We start from the raw sequence: 22,281 nt of genomic DNA, 5'->3' as shown, positions 1-22,281 counted from the left end.
CGGGGCGCCGCCCTCCGTCCTGACGGGAGCTCGCCGGACAGATCCGCGACGACCTCGCCAGGCGCGGCGCCGACGTATCGGCATCCGTTTGCTTCCGCCTTCCGTGATGCCTGACAGGGACGTCCGACAGGACGTCTGACCGCGGCGCACCGGAATGCACCACTACCCTGATCTAGGAGACCCACCGCATGCGTTCCAACCGACTCGCCATCGTCGGCGCCGGTCCCAGCTGCACCTATGTGCTGGACCGGCTCGCCGCGGTGGCGAAGGCGGCGGCCGGGCCGGTGCCCCTCGACATCCACATCTTCGACCGGGCGGGGCGGTTCGGCGCCGGGCAGGTCCACAGTCCCGACCAGCCGGTCACCAGCGTCCTCAACCGGATCGCCGGGCAAGTGGCGTTCGCGGCCGACGAGAGCGTCGTCGCCGCCGGACCGCTGCTGCCCCGGGAGGACCGCCCCACCCTGCACGAATGGTGCCGCGCCAAGTACGAGGAGACCGGCGACCCCGTCTTCGACCTGGCTGCCGAGGACTCGCCCAGGCGTTACGTCCACGGCCTGGCCCTCGCCGACCGGTTCCGGCGGTACGTCGCGATGCTGAGGGAAGTGCCCGGTGTGCAGGTCCACTTGCACCAGGAGGAGGTGACGGACCTGGAGGAACTGCCGGACGGCACGCTCCGGGTAGTCGGCGGCGACGGCGAGCCCGTCATCGACGCCGGTCACGTCCTCATGCTGACCGGGCACTCGTCCAACGACCCGGCCCGGTACCCCCGGCAGGCCCAATGGTCCCGGTTCGCCGAGAGCCACCGGGCGGTCTTCGTCCCCTCCGTCTATCCGCTGGAGAACGCCTTCGCGCCCGGCCAGGCCGGTCCCGGCACTACCGTCGGCTGCGCCGGTATGGGGCTCACCGGCATCGACGTCATCCTGCACCTCACCGAGGGCAGGGGCGGAGTCTTCACCGAGCAGCCGGACGGCACCCTGGCGTACCGGGCGTCCGGCCGGGAACCCGACTCCATCGTCATGTTCAGCCGTTCCGCGTTGTTCACCTTCACCCGCCCGTTCAACGCCAAGGAGCGCGACACCGGGAAACTGGAACACCGGGGCGTCTTCCTCACCGAGGACGCGGTGCACCGGCTGCGCCGGTCCGCGGGCCGGCCCGTCACCATCGGCGGCCGCGAGCAGCGGCAGCTCGACTTCCGTGATCACGTCTTCCCCGTCATAGCCCTGGAAATGGCCCAGTTATACTACACCACCCTGCTCGGTGACGACATCGGCCGCCGTCTTGAGGCGGCGGCCCGGCCCGGGTACGAGGCGTTCCTCGCGGACGGCGGCCGCTGCGCCGCGTCGGACACCTCCGTACAGCGCCTCCTCGCCCCGCTGGAAGCCATCGTCGACCGGGTCGCGGAGACGCTCGACGCGGTTCTGTCCGGCGAACTCGGACTCACCGAGGCCAAGGAGCGCGACCCGGACGCGGAATCGGCGCTGCGCCGTGTCCTGGAGGTGGTCTTCGGCCCCGGGCAGGCCGGTGCCATCGCCGCGCGGTTCGACGACCCCGCGGGGTTCGCGGACGCCGTCGCGGCCGGAGAATCCCCGTGGCGCCACCCGAAGAGCGTCGCCGGCCAGCGCTTCTCCTGGGACCGTTTGATTCGTCCGATCGACCGCGGTTCCTTCGCCACGCCCGAGGAGTACCGCGCGGCGATGCTCGACTTCCTCGACCTCGACCGCCGCTGGGCCGTCCAGGGCAACCTGTCCAACCCGGCGAAGGCGGCGGCCGACGGCGTCTGGCGCGACCTGCGGTACGTCATCGCGGCCGCCGTCGACTTCGGCGGACTGCACGCCGCGTCGCACCGTGACTTCCTCGACGTCTTCATGCGTCACCTGAACCGGCTGTGCAACGGGTCCGCGCTCGAGGTCATGGAGAAGATCCGCGCCCTGATCCGGCACGGCATCGTCGATGTGTCGGCCGGCCCGGAGGCCGATGTGACGCCGGATGAGCGGAGCGGGCGCTTCGTCGTGCGCGGTGGCATCACCGGCGCCGTGCTGCCCGTCGACGTCCTGGTCGACTCCCGCGTCCATCCCTTCGACGCCAAGAACGACGTCCGACCGCTCTACCCGAACCTGCTGAAGCGCGGGCTCGTCCGCACCTGGTGCAACCCCGGAACCGACGGGCCGGACTTCGCCCCCGGCGGCCTCGACCTGACCGAGGACTTCCACCCGGTGCGCGGCGACGGCGAGGTGGAGAAGCGGCTCACACTGCTCGGCTGGCCGAGCGAGGGCGTGATGTTCTTCCAGTACGGCGCGCTGCGCCCGAACCAGAACCACCACATCATGCGGGACATCCTGTGCTGGATGCGGGAGTTCTGGGGACACACCGCCACCGAAACCGAGACGACCCACACGCAGGACACCACCTGGCCTCGCGTGGAACGACTACGGCACTGGCTGGACGCGAACGCCGACCCGGAGCTGACCGGGGACGTACGGCTGTGGCGCGTACTCAAGATCAGCGAGGAGGTCGGTGAGGTCGCCGAGGCGATGCACGGCGCCACAGGGGCCAACCCGCGCAAGGGCGCGTCGCACACCTGGGACGACGTCCACAGGGAGCTGTGCGATGTCGTCGTGGCGAGCATGATCGCGCTCGCCACCTGCACCCCGGACCCCGCGAAGCTGCTCGACGAACGGCTCCAGCACCTTGTCGACCGCGTGGCGTCGCCCTGACCGGACTCCCGGCATGCTGCCGACCCGCGCGGAGGGCGAGGACGCCCTCGTCCTGTCCGTGTGCGACCCGGTTCGGAGGACCGCTGGTACGTTTTCACCATGAGCGGCTACGGTCAGGGGAGTCCGGGCGGGCAGGTGCAGGGACGTCCGGGCGGGCAGGTCATGCTCTGCCTGGACTCGCCCCCACGCCTGGTGGATCTCGGTGTGGGTATCCATGGCGTCAGCTCGGACCGTGATGTGTTCGTGCTGCCCGGTCTGTGGCAACTGCATCTGTACCGGTACGCGGCCGATCTCACCGTCGATGGAATGCCGTACGCCGTACGGCCGGGCCGGGTGAGTCTCGTACCACCCGGCTCACCGGTCGAGTTCCGCTACCGAGGGCGCTCGGAGCATCTCTACGCGCACTTCGAACTCGCCGACGAAGGCGAGCGGTTGAGCGTTCCGGTCATGCAGGACGCCGGGGCCGGGGCGCCCGCTCTCAACAGCCGGCTGGCCCAGGCCGTCGCCGCGGCGGCGCACAGCCCGGTCCGCGCGGTGCCGGAGCTGTGGTCGGCGCTGTGGCAGGTGGCCCTGCTCGGGCGGCGGCCCGGTACGGATCAGCCGCACGCGTCGGTGGCCGCCGCTGTGGCGTACATCGAGTCCCGGCTCCACGAGCCGCTGACCGTCCCGGAAGTGGCGCGTGCCGCGAACGTCTCGCACAACCATCTGATCCGGCTGTTCCGGGCGGACCTGGACAGCACGGTGGTCGCGTATGTCCGGCGGCGCAGAATGGACCGGGCACGGCATCTGCTGACGGAGTCGACGCTGTCGATCCCGGCCATCGCGGCCGCCGTGGGGATGCCGGACCTCCAGGCCTTCAACAAAGCGTGCCGGCGTGAGCTGCACGCCTCGCCGCGAGCCGTCCGTGCCGGTACGGCGTAACGCACCCGCCGCACCGGCACGGGCGTGTCAGGTACGGCCGGCGCCCTGGTAGAGGTCCAGTTCGCCGTCCAGCTCGACGGCGAGGACGGTGGCCTGCTCGTCCAGGTCGGCGGCGCGCGGCGCGTCGATCCACAGCACACCGGGTACGTCGTGCAGCCCGCCGACGACACGGTGGTCCAGCTCCGCGCCCGTACCGAGGACACGGACGCGGCGCACGGCGTTGCGCACTCCCCGTACCGCCACCGACTCACGGGGGATGTCGAGGCAGACGAGATAGAGGGTGCGGCGGTCCGCCGACAGTGTGCTGGGACCGTAGTGGTGCCCGGCGGGCAGTCCGGCCACCGTTCCGTACACCGCCCGGGAGTGCCGGCCGATCCAGGCGCCGAGCCCTTCGAGCCGCTCCGCCTGCTCCGCCGGAATCGTGCCGTCCTCCCGTGGACCGACCCCGAGCAGCAGATTCCCGCCCATGCCGATCGTCTCGGTGAAGTAGCGCACCAACTGCCCCACCGATTTGTGCCGGTGGTCGTCACGCTGGAAGCCCCAGGAGTCATTGACCGTCAGACACAGCTCCCACGGTCCGTCCGGCGGGACGATGGGGACGCCCTGCTCGGGGGTCGCGTAGTCCCCGTAACTGAGCATGCGGGCGTTGAGCACCGTCTCGGGGGCGAGCGAGAGAATCAGCCCGGAGAGCTCACGCATCCTCCACTGGCTCTCGCTGCGCTCCCACTCCCCGTCGAACCACAGCAGGTCCGGCCGGTAGCGGCCGACGAGTTCACCGACCTGGGCGTCGCGGTACACGAGATAGCGCGCCCACGCGGCGAGGTCCTCGACCCCGTCCGCGGGAGCCACGAACCGGTTGGTGTTCAGCTCCTCCATTCCCCGGCCCGGGTCCGGGTGTGACACGCTCGCGTAGTCGGGGTGATTCCAGTCCGAGTGCGAGTAGTACAGCCCGACCCTGAGACCGTGCTCGCGCAGGGCATCGGTGTATCCGGCGACGAGATCACGCCCCGCGGGGGTGTGCGCGGGAACGTTCAGCCCTGACTGGGCGGTGCCCCAGAGGGCCACACCGTCATGGTGACGGGCGGTCAGCACGGCGTACCTCGCGCCCGCCCGTACGAACAGTTCCGCCCAGGCCCCCGGGTCGTAGCGGGAGGCGGTGAAGCCGTCGAGCTGCCGCATATAGCGCTCGTGGGGCACTTGGCCCGTATAGAACGACCAGGACTCGGGCACTCCGTCCACGGCGTAGATGCCGTAGTGGATGAAGATGCCCAGCTTCGCGTCGGAGAACCACGGTTGCATCGGCATGCGGACGACGCTAGAGCGGACCGTCCGTCCCGCGCGTTGTCCGCAGCCACCACTACTGGTCGATTCTCACCATCCGTGGACCGGCGGGCCTGGAAGCGGGATCGCGGTGACGTTCGACGTCACGTACACCTGGTGTGCGGCCTGTCCCCCTTCCGGGTGTCACCCCGCCGGATTCGCGGTCCGGGAATCCGGCCGGGCGCATGATGTGCCTCCGGTCGCGTACCGCGGCCCTGAGGAAGGATGGTGGGCACGCCGATGAGCACGAATCGTCGAACCGTTCTGGGTGCGGCCTTGGCCGCGCCGCTGCTGGCCCAGCTCACGGGGACGGCGTCCGCTGCCGCGGACGAGAAGTGGGGCACGATCTCCGAGGGCTGGGTCGAGGTCCGGTGGACCGGGGAGGTACAGGCGGAGCTGGACCGGTTGGGAGCCGTAGTGGAGGCCGTGGCGCCGGCCGAGCTGGTGAAGGACTCCAGCGGTTCCGCGGTGCGGTTCCCCGTCCGGTCGGGTAAGGGCGACCCCTCGCTGAAGAGCCCGCCGAAGGCCGAGGGGGACGGTGTCCTCGACGGGGGGATCGCGGTGCGCACGCCCACGGGGCGCGCCCGGGTCGTCAACCTGCGGGGTGTTCTGAGGGACGGGCTGGCGTCGGGGGAGTGCGAGGTCAACGGCCTCGACGTCGGGCACCGCTCGGTGTTCCGGTGCGCCGTGTCCGAGGGACTGCTGACCACCTCCGATGTGCCGGCGGGCCGGCCGCTGAAGGTCAGGATCGACGGGGTGCCGCTGCACCCCACCCCCGAGGCGCTGGAGGTGTACACCGCCACCTTCGGCGCACCCGCGTTCACCGCTGACACGGTGCTGGCGCGTGTGACCGCGGAGCGGGTGTACACCCCGCCGAAGCAGTGATGCCGGGGGGCCGGCTCCTGCTCAGGGAGCCGGGGCCGGCTCCACCGGTCGGGCAGGACCGGGAAGGGTGCCTCCGAAGCGGCGCTGGCGGCCGGCGTACGTGGTGAGGGCCTCCCGCAGCCGTGCCAGTCCGAAGTCGGGCCAGGGGGTCGGATCGAAGACCAGCTCGGCGTAGGCGAGATGCCAGGGCAGGAAGTTGCTGATGCGCTGCTCGCCGGACGTACGGATCAGCAGATCGACGTCGGGAAGGCCGGGGGCGTACATGTTCCTGGCCAGGTCGGCGGGGCCGATGTCCTCGGGCCGGATCGTCCCCGCGACCGCCTCGGCGGCCAGCGCGCGGGCGGCGTCGGTCAGTTCGTCCCGCCCGCCGTAGTCGACGCACAGGGTCAGCGCCAGCACATCGTTGTTCGACGTCAGGCTCTCCACCAGCGTCAGGGCGGAGGCGAGTGACGTATCGATACGGTCCCGCCGTCCGCACCAGCGCACCCGCACGCCCAGTTCGTGCAGCCACTCGGTACCGCGGGCGATCCCGTCGGCCAGTGTGTCGAACAGGGCGGTCAGTTCCTCCTGGGAACGGTCCCAGTTCTCGGTGGAGAACGCGTAGATGCTCACGTGCCGGACTCCGAGCCGCAGCGCGGCGTTGACCAGCCGCATCGCGGCCTGCCCGCCCGCCTGATGACCCCGCGAGACCGGCAGGGACTGCCGGGTGGCCCACCGTCGGTTGCCGTCCATGATGACCGCGACATGGCCGGGCACCACATCCGCCACCGGCCACGCCGGGCGGCGCCGCGCCGCGCCGGTCGATGTCAGTGGTTCCATTCCGTCGGCGAAGACCCGGGACTTCCGGAGCGTGACCTCATCGAACTGCATCCACGCCCCCAGGAGCACCGTGTGCAGGAACGGCTCGTACCGGGGGCTCACCATCCCGGCCACCGGCATCGCCTGCTCCAGCAGGTCACGCCACCGCCCGAGCTGGATGTCCACCAACTCGTCCAGTTCCGCTCGCCGTTCACCGCCCCGGAGGTCGCCTACCTCCAGCCCCAAGCGCCGCAGATCGGCGCGTGGCAGATAGCACCGCCCGGCGGCGAGGTCGACCGGCAGGTCCTCGAAGTTGTCCACCAGCTGGCACACCTCACCCAGTAACGAGGCCGACGCCAACGCCTCTGGTCCGCTCACATCCAGCAGCGACATCCACATCACGTTGGTCGTCCCCGAGATTCCCCGCAGATAGCGCCGCTGTTCCGCGAACGTCTCGAAGACGGGCGGGGAGACGCAGTCGGCCCGCATGGTGTCGAGGAACTCCTCGACCAGCGCGTGGTCGATCTCCCACCGCCGCACCGTGTCCACGAACGCCCGCCGCAGCGGATGCTCGCTGCGCCCGGTGCGCAGCTCCTCCAGAGTCTCGGAACGCCACCGGGCGAACCGTTCCTCGCGTACCCGCCGCGTTCCGCCCTCATCGGCGATGCGGTCGCTGCGCACCGTGAAAGCGTTCACGGCCAGGACGTGGGGACGGATCGCGGCGGGCAGCACCTCGGCCGCCTTCCACATCGGCGTCAGGAACTGCCTGATCTCAGCAGCGCACACCTCGTAGGACGCCCGCGTTTCGGGTGAATCGACGAACGGCTCCTCGTTGCCCGACATTCTCCGTACCTCCCCTTCGACCGCGCCGCCGTTACGAGACGACGCCCCCGGCAACGCGGCAGGCGGCGGCCCCTCCTCTGGCGGCGCCTCCTCACCGACCCATGTCCGGGCGCTGTCACCGTCACTAACGACACGTCGGCCGCCCGGTGTTGGTCCGGACGGCGAACCACGGGATCGCGCGCCCGCGCACCGGCGCGCTCGGCCGCTCACCCACGCGGAGGCCGGGGTGCTTGCCGTCGGACCGGGGAGCTGCCCGGCCCGGTGCGGAGTCCGCCGGCGGCGCGAGACCTGGGTGTGGACCGGCAACGTCGCGGCGTTCGCGTGATACCTCAACCCCCCCCGGCCGTGAGAGTCGGTGGACTGGTTTCTCCGTTGCGGCGGAAGGCTGACCTCTGCGGGAAGAGCCCCGCCCCGAGAGGGAGCAGAGGGGTGGTCAGGCCGTGGAGTTGCGCCGTGTGGAATTCAGAGTGCTGGGGCCGGTCGAAGCCGTTGGTGTCGGTGAGACGCTTCCGCTCGGCGGACCCAAGCCGCGTACTCTCCTGGCGGCTCTCCTGCTGGACATGAACACCGCGGTCACCGCCGACCGGCTCTGCGAGATGTTGTGGGCCGGGAGCCCACCGGCTTCCGCGCATGCGAACGTCCGCAGTTACGCCGCCGGTCTGCGCAGGGTGCTCAACGCGGCCTCCGGCGGTGACCGGCTCAGCCACGGCCGTCAGGGGTATCGTCTGCGGGCTCAGCCGGACGAACTGGATCTGAGGCTCTTCGACGACCTCGCCGCGCGTGGCCGGGCCGCCATGGCCGAAGGTGATCATTGGTCGGCGGCCGAGCGACTGCGCGCGGCTCTGGGCTTGTGGCGAGGTGCCGCCTTCGACGGTGTGCCGCATCACTCCGCGCTGCACGTGGAGGTGTCGCGGCTGGAGGAGTCCCGCATCGCCGTCTTCGAGGACCACGCGGCGGCCCGCATCGCCCTGGGTGAGTACGAGGAACTGGTCCCGGAGCTGCGCGCGCAGACAGCGGTGCACCCGCTGCGCGAGCGACTGTGGGGTCTGCTGATCACCGCTCAATACCAGTGTGGACGTGCGGGAGACGCGCTGCACTCCTACGCCCGGGCCCGTCGTACCCTCCGGGACGAACTCGGACTCGATCCCGGAACCGAACTGCGGCGGTTGCACCAGGCCGTACTGGCCCGCGACCTCTCCTTGGTGACAGGACCGCCGCCGCGGTCCAGCCCCATCCGCCAACTGGACCCGCCTGCCCAGGACCCCGCTCATCCGGGCGCGGGACCGAGGTCCGCGGGAGCGTGGCCGATCTGTCAACTGCCCACGCTCATAGCGGACTTCGTCGGGCGCGAGAAGCTGCTCGGCCGCGCGGCCACGCTGTTGGCCCCGTCGAACGCCCGGAGGCCGCCGACGGTGGTACCGGTGGTGATCCTGACCGGTCTGCCCGGCGTGGGCAAGACCGCCGCGGCCACCCACCTCGCCCACCGGCTCCGAGACACCTTCCCCGACGGCCAGCTCTACGTCCAGCTCGACACCGCTCGCGGACCACGCCGTACATCCGCCGCCGTCCTCGCGGATCTGCTGCTCAGCATCGGCGTGCCCGGATCGGCGATTCCGGCGGCCGAGTCCCAGCGGGCCGCACTGTTCCGTTCGAAGCTCGCGGACCGGCGCGTGCTGGTCGTCCTGGACGACGTCATGGACACCTCCCAGGTCCAGTACCTGCTGCCCGGAGGCGGCGGCTGTGCCGTCCTGATCACCAGTCGGGCGCGGCTCGCCGCCATTCCCGGCGCGCATCTGCTCGACGTGGAACCGTTGGACGACACCGACGGGCGCACCCTGCTCGACCGCATCGCCGGAACGCGGCGTTTCGCCACCGAGCCGGAGGCGACGGAGCACCTCCTCGTCGGATGCGCCGGCCTTCCTCTGGCGCTCAGGGTGGCGGGCGCCCGGCTGGCCGGGAGCCCGCACCGGCCGGTGCGCTGGCTGGCCGAGCGGCTGGCCGACGAACAGCGCCGACTCGGCGAGTTGCGCGCCGGCGACCTCGCCATGCGTGCCTGTGTCGCCACCGCCTACCACGGGCTGGCCCCGGACGCGGCCCGCGTGTTCCGCGCTCTCGGGCTGATCCCCACAGGCGAGTTCCCGTCCTGGATACCCGCGGTCATCATGTCCGGTGTGGCCGGGGACGAGGAACCGGACGACAGCGTCGACGACATCCTCGACGCCCTGATCCACGCCAACCTCATCCGGGCCCACCACGTCGATCCGGAGGGCCGGCCCCGCTACCGCATCCACGATCTGCTGCGCGCCTACGCCGCCGAACGCGCCGCCGAGGAAGAGTCCCCGGCGCGCCGACGGGAGATCGTCGGACGCGTACTGGACGGCTGGCTGCACCGGGTCCCCGCCGCGAGGGAACGGTTGCTCCGCACCGGAGCGGACGCGGCCACCGCCTGGCTGGAGTACGAACGCCCCGCTCTCGCGGCCACCGTGGAGTACGCCGCGCGCTCCGGCCACGGCGAGCAGGCGAGCGAACTCGTCGCGGCCCTGGACGACATATGCCACCAGTGCAGCTGGCTGGACGACTGGGAGCGTATGGCGCAGGCCGTGCTGGAGCGGGCGTCGGCCGAAGGCGACCGCAGGCGCATCGCGATGGCCCAGGGCTCGCTGGCCCGCGCCGGCGTCGGGCGCGGCAAGGCGCACGAGGCGATGCGCTGGTTCGTCTCCGCCATCGAGCAGTTGGACGCGCTGGGGGAGCGGCGTCAGGCCGCGTATCTCCGCGTCCACAGCAGCTTCGCGATCGCGGACCGCGGCATGACCGAGGACGCCTACACCGACGCGTCGGCGGCCGTCGCCGTGCTGAGCGAGCTGGGTGACCTGCGGGGCACGGTGCTGGCGTTGCGCAGTCTGGGCGCGGTGCTGTTCCAGCAGCGCCGCGAGGCCGAGGCGGCGCGAGTGCTGGAGAGGGCGCTCGACGCGGCGGAGCGGCTGCGACAGCCGTTGGCCCTTGCCGATGCTCTACAGGCGCTGGCCGTGACCGAGATCATGATCGGCCGCTACCCCGCGGCGGCCCGTCACCTGGACCGGGCGCTGATCCACTACCGCGGGGTGCGGCACCGCCCCGGCGAGGCGTACGCGCACTACACGATCGGGCGATTACGGCTGGCCCGCGCCCCGGAGCGGGCCGACGAGGCGTTCGGCCCGCTGACACAGGCCGCGGAGATGTTCTCCGAACTCGGTGAGCGCCGCGGGGAGGCGCTCACCGCCTTCATGCTGGGCCGCGCGTACGCCGCCCTCGGTGACCGGGAGCGCGCACGGGGCAGCTTCGGCGCGGCGCTGGCCGGGTTCCGCGCGCTGCGCATGCCCGACTGGGAGACGCGCACCCGGCACGAACTCGGGACGTCCGGCGGCTGATCCCGCCGAGGCAGCCGCAGCCTGCCGTGACGTCCGGTACCGAATTGGCTTTGTGCGTTTCGTGTGCGTCGTGAGCCCAGGGTGGAGCGAGTCCCCACTACAGGAGGCACGGTGTTCGAACTTGCCACCCTCGATACCGAACTGGCCGCCATCGAGGTGATCCGCGACGTGCTGCTGCACCAGCGGAGACTGCGCGGCAGCGGCTGCACCGGCAGGGTCTGCCTGCGGTGCCTACGGCACCACCGAGACGCGATAGCGGAAGCCATGGCACGGGGCCGGACCATCGAGTTCCTGCTCCCGGCCTTTCCCACCAAGTCCCCCAACCCGGCCAAGGTCCTGGGCCCACTGCCCGACATGGCCGAGGAACTCGCGCTGAGATTCCTCGAATCGCTCTGCGAACGCATCGCCGAGGTCTACCCGCCCGGCGCCCGCATCCTCATCTGCTCCGACGGCCGGGTCTTCAACGACCTGATCGGCGTGAGCGACGAGAACGTCACCCGCTACGTCCACGAGATCAACCGCATGATCGACCGGATCGGCGCCGCGCATCTCGGCCAGTTCACCCTGGACGAGGTCAGTCCGGGCGCCGGCCACGCCCAGCTGCGCGCGAGGCTCACGGCCGGCCGCGGCCCCCACCCGGACGAACTGCGCGCCGAGGTACGCCAGGGCGGCCACATGGTCCAGATGTACCGGGGGATCACCCGCTTCATGCTGGAGGACCTGTCCGTCCCCGAGTACACCGGCAGCCGCGCCGCCCTGCAACGCCACTGCCGCGAACTCGCCTACGGAGTCATCGCCCGCAGCCGCGCCTGGGACGAACTGCTGGCCGAGCTCTTCCCCGACGCCGTCCGTCTCTCCATCCATCCCCAGCCGTGCAGCACACGGAAGATCGGGCTCCTGCTGGCGGACACCCCCGACGTCTGGCTCACGCCCTGGCACAGCACCGCCGTCGACACCGGCGACGGGCTCTTCACGCTGATGAAGCGTGCCGAGGCCGAGGCGGCGGGAGGCCGGCTGGTGACGGCCCACGGACGCCCCAGCCACTTCGTCCTGCCCCGAGCCCACGCCACCGCACCCACCCCCTGACAGGAGGCTCCGCCATGACCGTAGACGACACCCCGCTCAGCGACCAGCGCCTGAGGATCACGGCCCTCGAACCCTTCGGGCTCGCCCTCCACGCCGTCGACCGGAACCGTCCGCCGACCGACCTGCCCGTCGAGTCGCTGCGCGCCCTCGTCCGTGAGCACCGCCTCCTCCTGCTCCGCGACTTCGCGGGGTTCGCCGAGCCCGACGAACTCTCGGCGTACGGCGAGCGATGGGGGCAGCTCAGCGTCTGGCCGTTCGGCACCGTGCTGGAGCTCGTCCAGCAGCCCGACCCGGCCGACCACATATTCGACCACAGCCACATGCCGATGCACTGGGACGGCATGTACCGGGAGCACATCCCCGAATTCCAGATCTTCCAGTGCGTCCACGCACCCGGTGAGGGCAACGGCGGCGAGACCACCTTCTCCGACACCTCCGCCGTGCTCGCCCACGCCGACCCCGCCACCCGCGCCCTGTGGTCACGGGCCACGGGCACCTACCACCGGAAGATGGAGTACTACGACAGCACCTGCGTCTCCCCGGTGGTGACGCCCCATCCGATTCACGGCACGCCCGTCATCCGCTACAACGAACCCACCGCGGAGGCCGGCGAGACCTTCGTCAACCACCCGGACCTGGAGTTCTCCGGCCTCGCCGACGAGTCGGAACGCGCCGAACTCCACCGCGGCCTGCGTGCCGCCCTGTACGACCCGTCCCACCTCTACGCGCATGTCTGGCGGACCGGCGATCTGGTGGTGACCGACAACCACACCCTGCTGCACGGCCGCAACGCCTTCACCAGCGGCGCGCCCCGGCACCTGCGCCGCGTCCAGGTCCTCGGCGACCCGCCACTGGCGAACCCGGGGCTGGTCCGATGACGACGACTCAGCCGCGGAAGACCACCGACGCCCTGATGACCGGGGCCGAGTACCTCGACAGCCTGCGCGACGGCCGTGCCGTCCACGTGGACGGCGAGCAGGTCAAGGACGTGACCACGCACCCCGCCTTCCGCAACTCCGCCCGCTCCATCGCCCGGCTCTACGACGCTCTCCACGACCCCGCCACCGCCGGCGTACTCACCGGAGTGGACCCGGACACCGGCATCCGCACCCATCGCTTCTTCAAACCCAGCCGGTCCGCCACCGACCTCGTCCAGGCCGGAGAGGCGATCGCCACCTGGGCCCGTGCGAGCTACGGCTTCCTGGGCCGCACCCCCGAGTACAAGGCCGCCTTCATGGCCGGACTCGGCGTCAACGCCGACTACTACGGCCAGTTCGCCCCCAACGCCACCGCCTGGTACCGCAGGTTCGCCGGCAAGGCGCTGCACCTGAACCACGTCATCATCAACCCGCCGGCCGACCGGAAACGCGCCATCCACGACATGGGTGACGTCTTCGTACACGCGGTGCGCGAGACCGACGCCGGGGTGGTGGTCAGCGGAGCGAAGATGCTCGCCACCGGGTCCGCGCTGACGAACGCGGGTTTCGTGGCCCCGGTCGGCTCGGCCCAGCTGGAGAAGGGCAAGGCGGAACGTTTCGCGCTCGTCTTCTTCGTCCGGATGGACAACCCGGGGGTACGGCTCATCTGCCGCACCTCGTACGAACGGCGTGCCGAAAGCCCCTTCGACTTCCCGCTGAGCAGCCGCTTCGACGAGAACGACAGTGTGCTGCTGCTGGACGAGGCACTGATTCCCTGGGAGGACGTGCTCGTCCACCGCGACACCGAGCGCGCCACCGGCTTCTACGCGGGCTCCGGCTTCCCCAACCTCTACAACTTCCAGTCCGGGATCCGGCTCGGCGTCAAGCTGGAGCTGATGGCCGGGCTCCTCTCCCGGGCCACCAGGGCCAACGGCACCGATGTCTTCCGCGGTGTGCAGGCCGGCCTCGGTGAACTCCTCACCCTGCGCGACCTGGTCCGGGCGCTCACCTCCGCCATGGCCCACGATCCCGAACCGGGCCCGGGAGGCACGGTCCTGCCGCGCCTGGAACACGCGTCCGCGATGCGGATGGCGGGCCCCCACATCTGGAACAGGGTGCACGAGCTCTTCGAGAGCCTGCTCGGCGGTGCGCCCCTCGCGGTCCCCTCCAGCGCCCGCGACCTCGCCCATCCCGAACTGCGCCCGCTCATCGACCGCTACTACCGGGGCGCCGACACCTCGGCACTGGAACGGATCAAGCTCTTCAAGCTGGTCTGGGACGCCATCGGCACCGAGTTCGGGGCCCGCCACGAACTCTACGAGCGCAACTACTCCGGCAACGGCGAGCAGATCCGGCTCGACGCGCTGCGCTGGGCCGTCCGCCGAGGCAGCCTCGGCCGCTACGAGGAACTGGTCCAGGAGTGCCTGGACGACTACGACACCGACGGCTGGCGCCGGGGCCCCTGGCTCGGCCCCGAGCAGGACTGAGAAAGGAGCGGACCATGTGCGGCATCACCGGATGGATCGACTTCTCCCGTGACCTCACCACCGAGTCCGGCACGCTCGACGCCATGGTGCGGACGCTGATCCGCCGCGGCCCGGACGCCGGCGGCGGCTGGCTCGACACCCACGCCGCGCTCGGCCACCGGCGCCTCGCGGTCATCGACCTGGAGGGCGGAGCCCAGCCCATGGCCACCCCGGAGCGCGGCCCACGCGGCGACCTGCCACGCGCCGTGATCTCCTACGGCGGCGAGATCTACAACTATCGCGAGCTGCGCGGCGAACTCTCCCTGCACGGGCACCGGTTCACCACGTCCAGCGACACCGAGGTGGCGCTGCGCGCCTACCTCCAGTGGGGCGCCGACTTCGTGCACCGCCTCAACGGCATGTACTCCATCGCCATCTGGGACACCGCGAGCGAGGAACTCCTCCTCGTCCGTGACCGTCTCGGGGTCAAGCCCCTCTACTACCACCCGACCCCGGGCGGTGTGCTCTTCGGGTCGGAGCCCAAGGCCATCCTGGCCCATCCGCTGGTACGGCCGAGCGCTTCCGCGGAGGAACTCTGCGACGCGCTGCTCTTCCTGCGCACCCCCGGCCGGGTGCCACTGCGCGGCATGCGGGAACTCAGGCCCGGCCATCTGCTGCGGGTCGGCCGTGAGGGCCTGCGCGAAGAGCGGTACTGGGCGCTCGAGGCCCGCCCGCACACCGACGACCTGCCCACCACCATCGCCACCGTCCGCGAACTGCTGGACGACATCGTGCCGCGCCAGATGGTCGCGGACGTCCCCTTGGTCGCGCTGCTCTCCGGCGGTCTGGACTCCAGCGCCGTGACCGCCCTGGCCCAGCGCGTCCGCGCCGCCGAGGGCGGACGGATCTCCACCTTCGCCGTCGACTTCACCGGCCACAGCGAGAACTTCCGCGGTGATCCCATCCGCCCCACCCCCGACGGCCCCTACGCCCGCGCTGTCGCCGAGCACGTCGGCAGCGCACACCACACGATCACCCTCGACCGGGCCCGGCTTCTCGACCCGGCCGTGCGCAGGACCGTACTGGAGGCATGGGACCTCCCGTTCAACTTCGCCGACCTGGACGTCTCACTGCACCAGCTCTTCGCGGCTGTCCGCGAGCACGCCACCGTGGCACTCTCCGGTGAGGGAGCCGACGAGGTGTTCGGCGGCTACCTCTGGTTCTCCGACCCCGTCGCGCGGGCCGCCGAGACCTTCCCCTGGCTGGCGCTCGGCGCTCACCGCGGCCTCGACCCCCGCGCGCTCTTCCACCCGTGGTTCGTGGAGGGCATCGACCTCGCCACGTACCAGGCCGACCTGTACCGCAGCGCGCTGGCCGAGGTGCCCCGCCTCGACGGTGAGGGCCCCGAAGAACGGCGTACGCGTGAACTCGGCTATCTCACACTCACCCGCTGGCTGCCCATCCTGCTCGACAAGAAGGACCGGATGGGCATGGCGAACGGACTGGAGGGCCGGGTGCCGTTCTGCGACCACCGCCTCATCGAGTACCTCTTCAACGTCCCCTGGGCGATGAAGACCTGCACCGGCCAGGAGAAGGGCCTGCTCCGCGAGGCCGCCGCCGACCTGCTGCCCCGGTCCGTACTGCGCCGCACCAAGGCCGCCTACCCCTCCATCCAGGACCCCGCCTACGACCGCGGGCTCATCGCCGGGCTCACCGCGGCGGCTTTCGGCGACGACGCCCCCCTCACCGGCTGCCTGGACCCGGTGGCCGTGCGCCGGCTCACCGACAGGACGACGACCGGCACCCTCTCCGAGTTCGAACGCATCCTCCTGGAGTCCACCGTCCGTCTCGGCGACTGGCTGAGCACCTACGGGGTGGAACTCGACCTCGACCCCGACCGCCTCACCCTGCAAGGAGCGAACTGATGTCACCGCAGAACAGGGCACCGAACCCGGTGATCCCCGCGATCGAGATCCGGCGGACCGGCGGCCCGGACGTCCTTCTCCCTGTCGACAGGCCGGCTCCCGGCGAGCCGGGACCGGGACAGATCCTGGTCCAACTCGCCGCCGCGGGCGTCAACTTCATCGACATCTACCGGCGCGAGGGCCGCTATCCGCTGCCCCTGCCCGCCGTGCCCGGTGAGGAGGGTTCCGGCACCGTACTGGCCGTGGGCACCGGCGTCACCCGGTTCTCGGCCGGCGACCGCGTCGCCTGGACCACCGTCCTCGGCAGCTACGCGGGGCAGGTCCTCGTACCCGAGGAGAAAGCCGTCGTCGTCCCCGACGGCGTCGACCTGCACACCGCCGCCGCCGCACTGGTCCAGGGCATGACGGCCCACTACCTGGTCAACAACTCCTACCGCGCCCGGGCAGGCGAGACCGTACTGGTGCACGCCGCCGCGGGCGGAGTGGGGCTGCTCCTCACCCAACTGCTCAAGCGGCGCGGAGTACGCGTCGTCGGCACGGTCTCCAGCCACGAGAAGGAGAAGCTGGCGGCCGACAACGGCGTCGACGAGGTCATCCGCTACGACCGCTGCCAGGACCTCCCCGCCGAGGTCCGGCGCCTGACCGACGGCGACGGCGTACACGCCGCCTACGACGGTGTCGGCGCCGCCACGTTCGACGCCAGCCTGGACAGCCTGCGCCGCCGGGGCACGCTGGTCCTCTTCGGCGGCGCCAGCGGCCCCGTGCCACCCGTCGACGTGATGCGGCTGCTCTGGGGCGGCTCGCTGACCCTCACGCGTCCCTACCTGGAGCACTTCCGCGCCACCGTCGAGGAGTTCACCTGGCGGGCCGGAGAGGTCTTCGCGGGAATCACCGACGGCACTCTGCGCATCACCATCGGCGGCACGTATCCACTCGCCCGTGCCCGGGACGCCCACGCCGACCTGGCCGCCCGCCGCACCACGGGCAAGCTGCTGCTCGTCCCGTAGGTCCTTCGGGAAATCTCTCTTTCAGAAAGGCGACACGCCCATGGGCGCCATCGTCGGCGCGGGACTGCTCTCCCACGCCCCCGTCATCATGTTCCCCGAACCTCAGCGCATCGAGGCCAATGGAGGCCGCGACTTCACCCTCGCCACCGGCCTCGCCCGACTCCGCCGCGAGGTAATCGACATCACCGACCACGACGCCGTGCTGGTGCTCGACACCCACTGGGCCACCACCACCGAGACCATCATCACCGCCCACACCCACCGGTCCGGACGCTTCACCTCCGACGAGATGCCCAGCGAGGTCAGCCAGATCCCCTACGCCATCCCCGGAGACCCGGAACTCGCCCACGCCGTGGCCGCGGTGGCCGAGAAGGATTCGCTCTGGCTCCGCGCCAACGACGACCCCCACCTCCCGATCCACTACGCCACACTCAACCTCTGGAGCTACCTCGGCCGCCCTGACGTGCCGTGGCTCTCCATGTCGGTCTGCCAGACCGCGACCACCGAGGACCACCTGCGCCTGGGAGCGGCCGTCGCCGAGGCGGTCGACGGGATCGCCCGGCGGGTGCTGGTGCTCGCCTCCGGCGGCCTCTCGCACGGCTTCTGGCCGCTGGCCGACCTGCGCGACCGGATGGCCGGCGACCCGGCGAACATCGTCAGCCCCGCGGCCCGCGCCGCCGACGAGCAACGCGTCGCCTGGCTGGAGGCCGGCCGCCACGACCGGGTCATCGCGACCATGCCGGAGTACCGCCGGTACTCCCCGGAAGGCGACTTCGGCCACTACCTGACGCTCGCCGGCGCCCTGGGCGGACCCGGATGCACCGCCGCCGCGCGCCGCTACGGCGAGTACGAGAACGCCATCGGCACCGGCCAGGTGCACCTCTGGTTCGACCACCCTGCCGGGCGCTAGGGCGTGTTGTGAAAGAACCGCCTGGTTCGCGACGCCCGGCACGCACGCTCGCTGCGTTGTCGGAGTCGTCCAAGTACGTCCAGTACGAGGACGATCCTCCGCCTTGCGATCGCACGCACCGGACGCCGCGAACCCCGCCCTGCGGGCGGACAGCGATACTTTCGCAACACGCCCTCGACCAACCGACCCGCGCACCACCCTCATCCACCCGACGTCAAGGAGACCCGGTGGCGATCGACCCGCAGCAACTCCGCACCTGCCTCGGCTACTTCGCCACCGGCGTCACCGTCGTCAGCTGCCTGGTGGGCGACACCCCCCACGGCGCGACCGTGAACGCCTTCACCGCGGTCTCCCTCGACCCGCCGCTCGTCCTGGTCTCCCTCTCCCGTACCTCGAAGGCGGCCCGGCTCCTGGCCGGCCGGCCGTTCACCGTCAACGTCCTGTCCGAGGAGCAACGAGACCTCGCTCTACGGTTCGCGGGACATCCGGAGGCTCCCGGCACTCCTCCCTCCTGGCTGCCCGCGCCACCGGGCCTGGCACCCGCCCTCAGCGGTTCGCCGGCCACCTTCTCCTGCTCGCCCTGGGCCTCCTACGACGACGGCGACCACGTCCTCTTCCTCGGCCGCGTCGAACGGCTCACGCACCACTCCGAGGCCGGTCCCTTGCTCTTCTACCGCGGTTCCTTCCACTCCGCGTTCACCCGTGGGGCCCACGTACCGGCCCACGTACCGGCCCACGTACCGGCCCACGTACCGGCCCACGTACCGGCCCACGTACCGGCGACGTGACTGTGGCTGTCCTGAGACATTTGCCGCGAGAACGGACGGGCAGGAATGGTGTTGACCATGGTCCTGACGCTGAACACGCGCAGGGCCATTGAGCAAGGCAAGGAGTGTTCATGATGCGTACCAACCGGAAGATTGCTGTCACCCTCGCTGCCACTGTGCTGGTGGGCGCCGCTGGTGCGGGATTCGCGCAGGCTTCGTCGGCGACGGGCAGGAGCGCCGCCCCGTCCGCCTGCCGTCCGGCCAACCACACCGCGAAGATCACTGATGCGCCCAACAGCGCGGGGCACCGTCACTACCGTGTCACCCTCAGCGCGGCGCGTGGGTACGAGCCGTGCGAACTGGCGGGTTCGCCCACCGATGTGCGGTTCTCGGACCACGGCTCGGACAGCGGGGTCACCGCCGGCCGCTACGGCGACCAGGAGGACGTGGTGACCTTCGGCCCGGGCCACCCGGTGCACTTCGACATCCAGGTTCCGAGCAACGGCCGCGGCACCACAGCGGACGAGGCATCGTTCACGCTCCAGGCTCCTGGCGGCCAGATCCCCGGCACGTCTTTCGCCGAGGGCAGGCTCAAGGTGGCCACCGGCACCCTCATCGGACCGGTCCAGCGCGGCGCCTGACCTCCGTCCGCACCCTGGTGACGTTCCGCCAGGGCCTGTCTTCAACGTCCGCCTGCCCGGCGGCCACCGGGCCCGCCCGTCGGGCGGACGGCGCTGCTTCGAGGACAGGCCCTGGTACCGCGACGTTGTGTTCTGAGCGGTGGGCAGTGCTCAGGGGCCTCCTCGGGGCCCGTCGCCCGCTTTCTTGGTCTGCCACGAGATGCCGTGGACGCCGGCAGGACAGCGCCCGGGAGCCGAATGCACGGAGTGCGAAGCGTCCGGTGCCACCCGGTGGTTGTACGACGCCTCCGCCTCGTAGCTCTCGCGGTAGTAGCGGTGACAGACCTCCGGCAGCGCCGCCGGATGGAAGTAGACCTGGAGCAGGTAGTCGCGCAGCCGGGTGCGGGTCCGGCGTTCGTAGTGGTCGTCCAGTCCGTCGCCGGAGTCGACGTACACCGTGTAGTCGATGACGACGGTCTCGTTCTTCGCCAGTCTCCGGCCGAATCTCACATCGATGACGACGGTGCCCATGCGTGGCAGAAAGCGCATCGTGCCCGGCATACCGCAACGCACGTCGGCACGGACCGCCCGAGCGCCACTGTCGAAGGTGTGGACAGTGGTGAAGCGCTCGGCACCCTCGCGAGTCGCTCGCATCACCTGCTGGATGGAGAGGGAGCTGAGCCGGAAGTGTTCGTCGATGGTGACGGTCTCCCGGATGCTCAGGACACTGACGTCCTCGTTGAGAGCGGCGAAGTCCGCGCCGAGAACCTGTTCCGCCAGGGAGTTCTTCCCGAAGACACGGCGGGAGGCCGACAGGTCGTGAGCCGGAGGCGCCATCCGTCCGCGCGGGCGGTACGGACGCAACACGGAACGCAGTGTGCCCGGTGGCAGTACGAGGATGGACTCCAGGGCGTCGACGGCACGCAGTGAGTCGGCGCGTTCCGGTTCGCTTCTGCCGCGCTGCCAGTAACTGAGTGTCGTGAGGCTGATGCGGATTCCGCGCGCCGCGAGCCGGTGCCGTACGCGCTCCAGCGAGAGTCCGCTCGCCCTGATCGCCTGCTGGAACACGTCGGCGAACGCGGGTGCCTCGTGCACCTGTGGCGCGGCGGGCCGTGGGGGATGGGTGTGGGGGGTCAAGGATCTGGCTTCCGATGGCGTCCGGCCGGTCGTGCGAGGGGGGAAACCGGCGGAATGGGGACGGGCCGCTCACCGTAACCGATGGGCGGCCCGTCCTGGCAGGTCGACAGGTGAATCCGTCAGCCTCGGTGATCAGTTGGTGTTGAGTGTGAGGCCGTAGTGGGCAAGGGCGTCGTCCAGGGGCTGGAAGTAGGACGAGCCAGGGGAGTTCACCGTGCCGTCGCACCTCTGGGCGGTGGGACCACCCGACGTCATGCCCTGAGCCTGGTTGCCGGAGATGTACGCGCCGCCGCTGTCGCCGCCCTGCGTGCAGACCGAGGAGCTGCCCAGCCCGGTGACGACGGTCTCGGGGCCGCCGTTCGGGTCGGAGTAGGTGACGGACACGTCATACGAGTCGATCTGTCCGCAGGTCCATTGTGTCGTGCGGCCCGACTTGCACACATCGGCACCGACAGGGGCGCGGTCGGCACCCTCCACGGCGATGGTGCCCGCCTTGCCCCAGGTGCTGACCTCCGTGGTGATGGAACTGCCTTCGTCGACGGCCGCGATGCCCATGTCGACACTGTCCCTGCCGAGCGCGAACCGGCTGTCGGTTCCCTCGGCGAAGCGCTGCCCGTCGTTCGACAGCACGGGCAGGTTCTCGATGCAGTGGCCGGCCGTGACGAGGAACTGCCGGCCGGAAGCGTCCTGGGCTCCGTACCCGACGGAGCATACGTAGCCGTCGAAGGCCATCTCGTCCCCGGGGGAGACGGCGCCCTGAGTGCTCAGTTTCTGCGAGGCGTTCACCACGCGAACGGCGTCCCCGTGGGCCCGGGCGGCCTTCAGGAAGGACTTGGCCGCGGTGCTCTTGTCACTGTTCACCTTCACGGTGACGGTGTCGGAAGCGAGATCGACCGCCCAGGCACTGACGCCGGTGGGCGCCTGAGCGAGCGCCAGCTTGTCCAGCGTGGCCTTGACGGTATTCAGCGTGCCTTCGCCGTGCTCGGCGACGCGCGCGTTCAGACCGGCGCCCTCGATGCGCTTCTCGGCGGCGTTTCCACCGGCGTTGACGACGAGGTCGCCCTTCTCGTCGAAGTAGGTGCCGTCCATGGCGACGCCCTGCTCGGCGAGAGACGACAGTCTGGCCTGCTGGTCCGCCTGGCGGTCGAGCCGGTCCGTCGCGGCGCTCTCGCTGACTCCGAGCGAGGCCGCCAACGCCGTGACCATTCCCTGGTCGTAGCGCGGAGTGGTGTTCTCGAGCGCCTGCCCGCTGGCGGCCGTGGTGAGGGACAGCAGGGCGCCCGCCGCGGCGGCCGCGAAGATCTTCCGGGATATTCCCACAGGTGTTCCTTCCGGTCTCAGAGCGCACGGCCGTACATGGGGATCGCGACGGCGCGAAGAGACCGCGTCGCCGGGTGGCCGTGCGTCTGGCGTCCGACGAGGTGATCGCCGAACACTGCGGGGAACTGTGGCCCGTGATCGCGGCCGGGACAAGGCAGTCTTCTCTCCCTGAATTTCACAGAGTTGGGGTTCTCTGTTGAAGAACGTTCCGCACACCCGCCGCCCCGAGGACTCGCAC

At 70.9% G+C, this 22,281-nt stretch carries 16 protein-coding genes; 12 read left to right on the top strand and 4 right to left on the bottom strand.

Annotated elements, in window-relative coordinates:
* Window positions 1-188 precede the first annotated feature (188 nt).
* Both CU044_RS40230 and CU044_RS26945 read left to right on the top strand, forming a co-directional pair.
* Window positions 189-2,714: an FAD/NAD(P)-binding protein gene (locus CU044_RS40230; RefSeq protein ID WP_345790156.1), complete on the top strand. Its 2,526-nt coding sequence runs from the start codon at window positions 189-191 to the stop codon at window positions 2,712-2,714.
* 99 nt (window positions 2,715-2,813) lie between these two features.
* A complete protein-coding gene (locus CU044_RS26945; RefSeq protein WP_193564084.1) occupies window positions 2,814-3,635 on the top strand; it encodes an AraC family transcriptional regulator in 822 nt (273 codons plus the stop codon).
* A 27-nt stretch (window positions 3,636-3,662) separates the two neighbouring features.
* On the opposite strand, the gene CU044_RS26940 is transcribed toward CU044_RS26945, so the two are convergent.
* A complete protein-coding gene (locus CU044_RS26940) occupies window positions 3,663-4,940 on the bottom strand; it encodes an alpha-L-fucosidase (RefSeq protein WP_129771354.1) in 1,278 nt (425 codons plus the stop codon).
* 255 nt (window positions 4,941-5,195) lie between these two features.
* Here CU044_RS26940 and CU044_RS26935 point away from each other — a divergent pair, with 255 nt between their 5' ends.
* Complete coding sequence (locus CU044_RS26935; RefSeq protein WP_129771353.1) at window positions 5,196-5,840, top strand: hypothetical protein; 645 nt, start codon at window positions 5,196-5,198, stop codon at window positions 5,838-5,840.
* Window positions 5,841-5,861: 21 nt separating this feature from the next.
* Here CU044_RS26935 and uppS read toward each other — a convergent pair whose 3' ends face one another.
* Window positions 5,862-7,481, bottom strand: a complete 1,620-nt coding sequence (uppS, locus tag CU044_RS26930) for a polyprenyl diphosphate synthase (protein WP_129771352.1) — start codon at window positions 7,479-7,481, stop codon at window positions 5,862-5,864.
* Window positions 7,482-7,936: 455 nt separating this feature from the next.
* On the opposite strand from uppS, the gene CU044_RS26925 reads away from it, so the two are divergent.
* The 9 genes from CU044_RS26925 (at window position 7,937) to CU044_RS26875 (ending at window position 19,607) form a co-directional block, all read left to right on the top strand.
* Window positions 7,937-10,888: an AfsR/SARP family transcriptional regulator gene (locus CU044_RS26925; protein WP_129771351.1), complete on the top strand. Its 2,952-nt coding sequence runs from the start codon at window positions 7,937-7,939 to the stop codon at window positions 10,886-10,888.
* A gap of 111 nt (window positions 10,889-10,999) precedes the next feature.
* Window positions 11,000-11,974, top strand: coding sequence for an isocyanide synthase family protein (locus CU044_RS26920; RefSeq protein WP_205124108.1), 975 nt, complete (start codon window positions 11,000-11,002; stop codon window positions 11,972-11,974).
* Window positions 11,975-11,988: 14 nt separating this feature from the next.
* Complete coding sequence (locus tag CU044_RS26915) at window positions 11,989-12,852, top strand: TauD/TfdA family dioxygenase (RefSeq protein WP_129771350.1); 864 nt, start codon at window positions 11,989-11,991, stop codon at window positions 12,850-12,852.
* The gene (locus tag CU044_RS26910; RefSeq protein ID WP_129771349.1) at window positions 12,849-14,378 is read left to right on the top strand and encodes a 4-hydroxyphenylacetate 3-hydroxylase family protein; all 1,530 of its coding nucleotides are present in this window, start codon (window positions 12,849-12,851) and stop codon (window positions 14,376-14,378) included. The genes CU044_RS26915 and CU044_RS26910 overlap by 4 nt, the downstream gene beginning before the upstream one ends.
* Before the next feature lie 14 nt (window positions 14,379-14,392).
* Window positions 14,393-16,282: an asparagine synthase (glutamine-hydrolyzing) gene (asnB, locus tag CU044_RS26905; protein WP_129771348.1), complete on the top strand. Its 1,890-nt coding sequence runs from the start codon at window positions 14,393-14,395 to the stop codon at window positions 16,280-16,282.
* Window positions 16,282-17,289 (top strand): quinone oxidoreductase, encoded by a 1,008-nt coding sequence (locus tag CU044_RS26900; protein WP_165371979.1) that lies wholly within the window; start codon window positions 16,282-16,284, stop codon window positions 17,287-17,289. Before asnB ends, CU044_RS26900 begins: the two co-directional genes overlap by 1 nt.
* 40 nt (window positions 17,290-17,329) lie before the next feature.
* Window positions 17,330-18,199: a catechol 1,2-dioxygenase gene (locus CU044_RS26895; protein ID WP_129771347.1), complete on the top strand. Its 870-nt coding sequence runs from the start codon at window positions 17,330-17,332 to the stop codon at window positions 18,197-18,199.
* A 227-nt stretch (window positions 18,200-18,426) separates the two neighbouring features.
* Window positions 18,427-18,987, top strand: a complete 561-nt coding sequence (locus tag CU044_RS26885) for a flavin reductase family protein (protein ID WP_129771346.1) — start codon at window positions 18,427-18,429, stop codon at window positions 18,985-18,987.
* A 110-nt stretch (window positions 18,988-19,097) separates the two neighbouring features.
* Window positions 19,098-19,607: a DUF4232 domain-containing protein gene (locus CU044_RS26875; protein WP_129771344.1), complete on the top strand. Its 510-nt coding sequence runs from the start codon at window positions 19,098-19,100 to the stop codon at window positions 19,605-19,607.
* A gap of 150 nt (window positions 19,608-19,757) precedes the next feature.
* On the opposite strand, the gene CU044_RS26870 is transcribed toward CU044_RS26875, so the two are convergent.
* Both CU044_RS26870 and CU044_RS26865 read right to left on the bottom strand, forming a co-directional pair.
* The gene (locus CU044_RS26870) at window positions 19,758-20,723 is read right to left on the bottom strand and encodes an XRE family transcriptional regulator (RefSeq protein WP_129771343.1); all 966 of its coding nucleotides are present in this window, start codon (window positions 20,721-20,723) and stop codon (window positions 19,758-19,760) included.
* A 132-nt stretch (window positions 20,724-20,855) separates the two neighbouring features.
* Entirely contained in the window at window positions 20,856-22,043 is a 1,188-nt protein-coding gene (locus tag CU044_RS26865; RefSeq protein WP_129771342.1) for a S1 family peptidase, read from the bottom strand.
* Between the last annotated feature and the right edge of the window lie 238 nt (window positions 22,044-22,281).

The sequence above is a fragment of the Streptomyces sp. L-9-10 genome, from assembly GCF_004151105.1.
GTDB lineage: Bacteria > Actinomycetota > Actinomycetes > Streptomycetales > Streptomycetaceae > Streptomyces.
The sequence above is the reverse complement of the archived record's forward strand: the minus strand, read 5'-3'. Positions and strand labels throughout refer to the sequence as shown.

What these genes read in the sequence shown, in the direction of transcription:
- CU044_RS40230 (WP_345790156.1), top strand. Translation starts at nt 189, where the DNA reads ATGCGTTCCAACCGACTCGCCATCGTCGGCGCCGGTCCCAGCTGCACC.
- CU044_RS26945 (WP_193564084.1), top strand. Translation starts at nt 2,814, where the DNA reads ATGAGCGGCTACGGTCAGGGGAGTCCGGGCGGGCAGGTGCAGGGACGT.
- CU044_RS26940 (WP_129771354.1), bottom strand. Translation starts at nt 4,940, where the DNA reads ATGCCGATGCAACCGTGGTTCTCCGACGCGAAGCTGGGCATCTTCATC.
- CU044_RS26935 (WP_129771353.1), top strand. Translation starts at nt 5,196, where the DNA reads ATGAGCACGAATCGTCGAACCGTTCTGGGTGCGGCCTTGGCCGCGCCG.
- uppS (WP_129771352.1), bottom strand. Translation starts at nt 7,481, where the DNA reads ATGTCGGGCAACGAGGAGCCGTTCGTCGATTCACCCGAAACGCGGGCG.
- CU044_RS26915 (WP_129771350.1), top strand. Translation starts at nt 11,989, where the DNA reads ATGACCGTAGACGACACCCCGCTCAGCGACCAGCGCCTGAGGATCACG.
- CU044_RS26910 (WP_129771349.1), top strand. Translation starts at nt 12,849, where the DNA reads ATGACGACGACTCAGCCGCGGAAGACCACCGACGCCCTGATGACCGGG.
- asnB (WP_129771348.1), top strand. Translation starts at nt 14,393, where the DNA reads ATGTGCGGCATCACCGGATGGATCGACTTCTCCCGTGACCTCACCACC.
- CU044_RS26900 (WP_165371979.1), top strand. Translation starts at nt 16,282, where the DNA reads ATGTCACCGCAGAACAGGGCACCGAACCCGGTGATCCCCGCGATCGAG.
- CU044_RS26895 (WP_129771347.1), top strand. Translation starts at nt 17,330, where the DNA reads ATGGGCGCCATCGTCGGCGCGGGACTGCTCTCCCACGCCCCCGTCATC.
- CU044_RS26875 (WP_129771344.1), top strand. Translation starts at nt 19,098, where the DNA reads ATGATGCGTACCAACCGGAAGATTGCTGTCACCCTCGCTGCCACTGTG.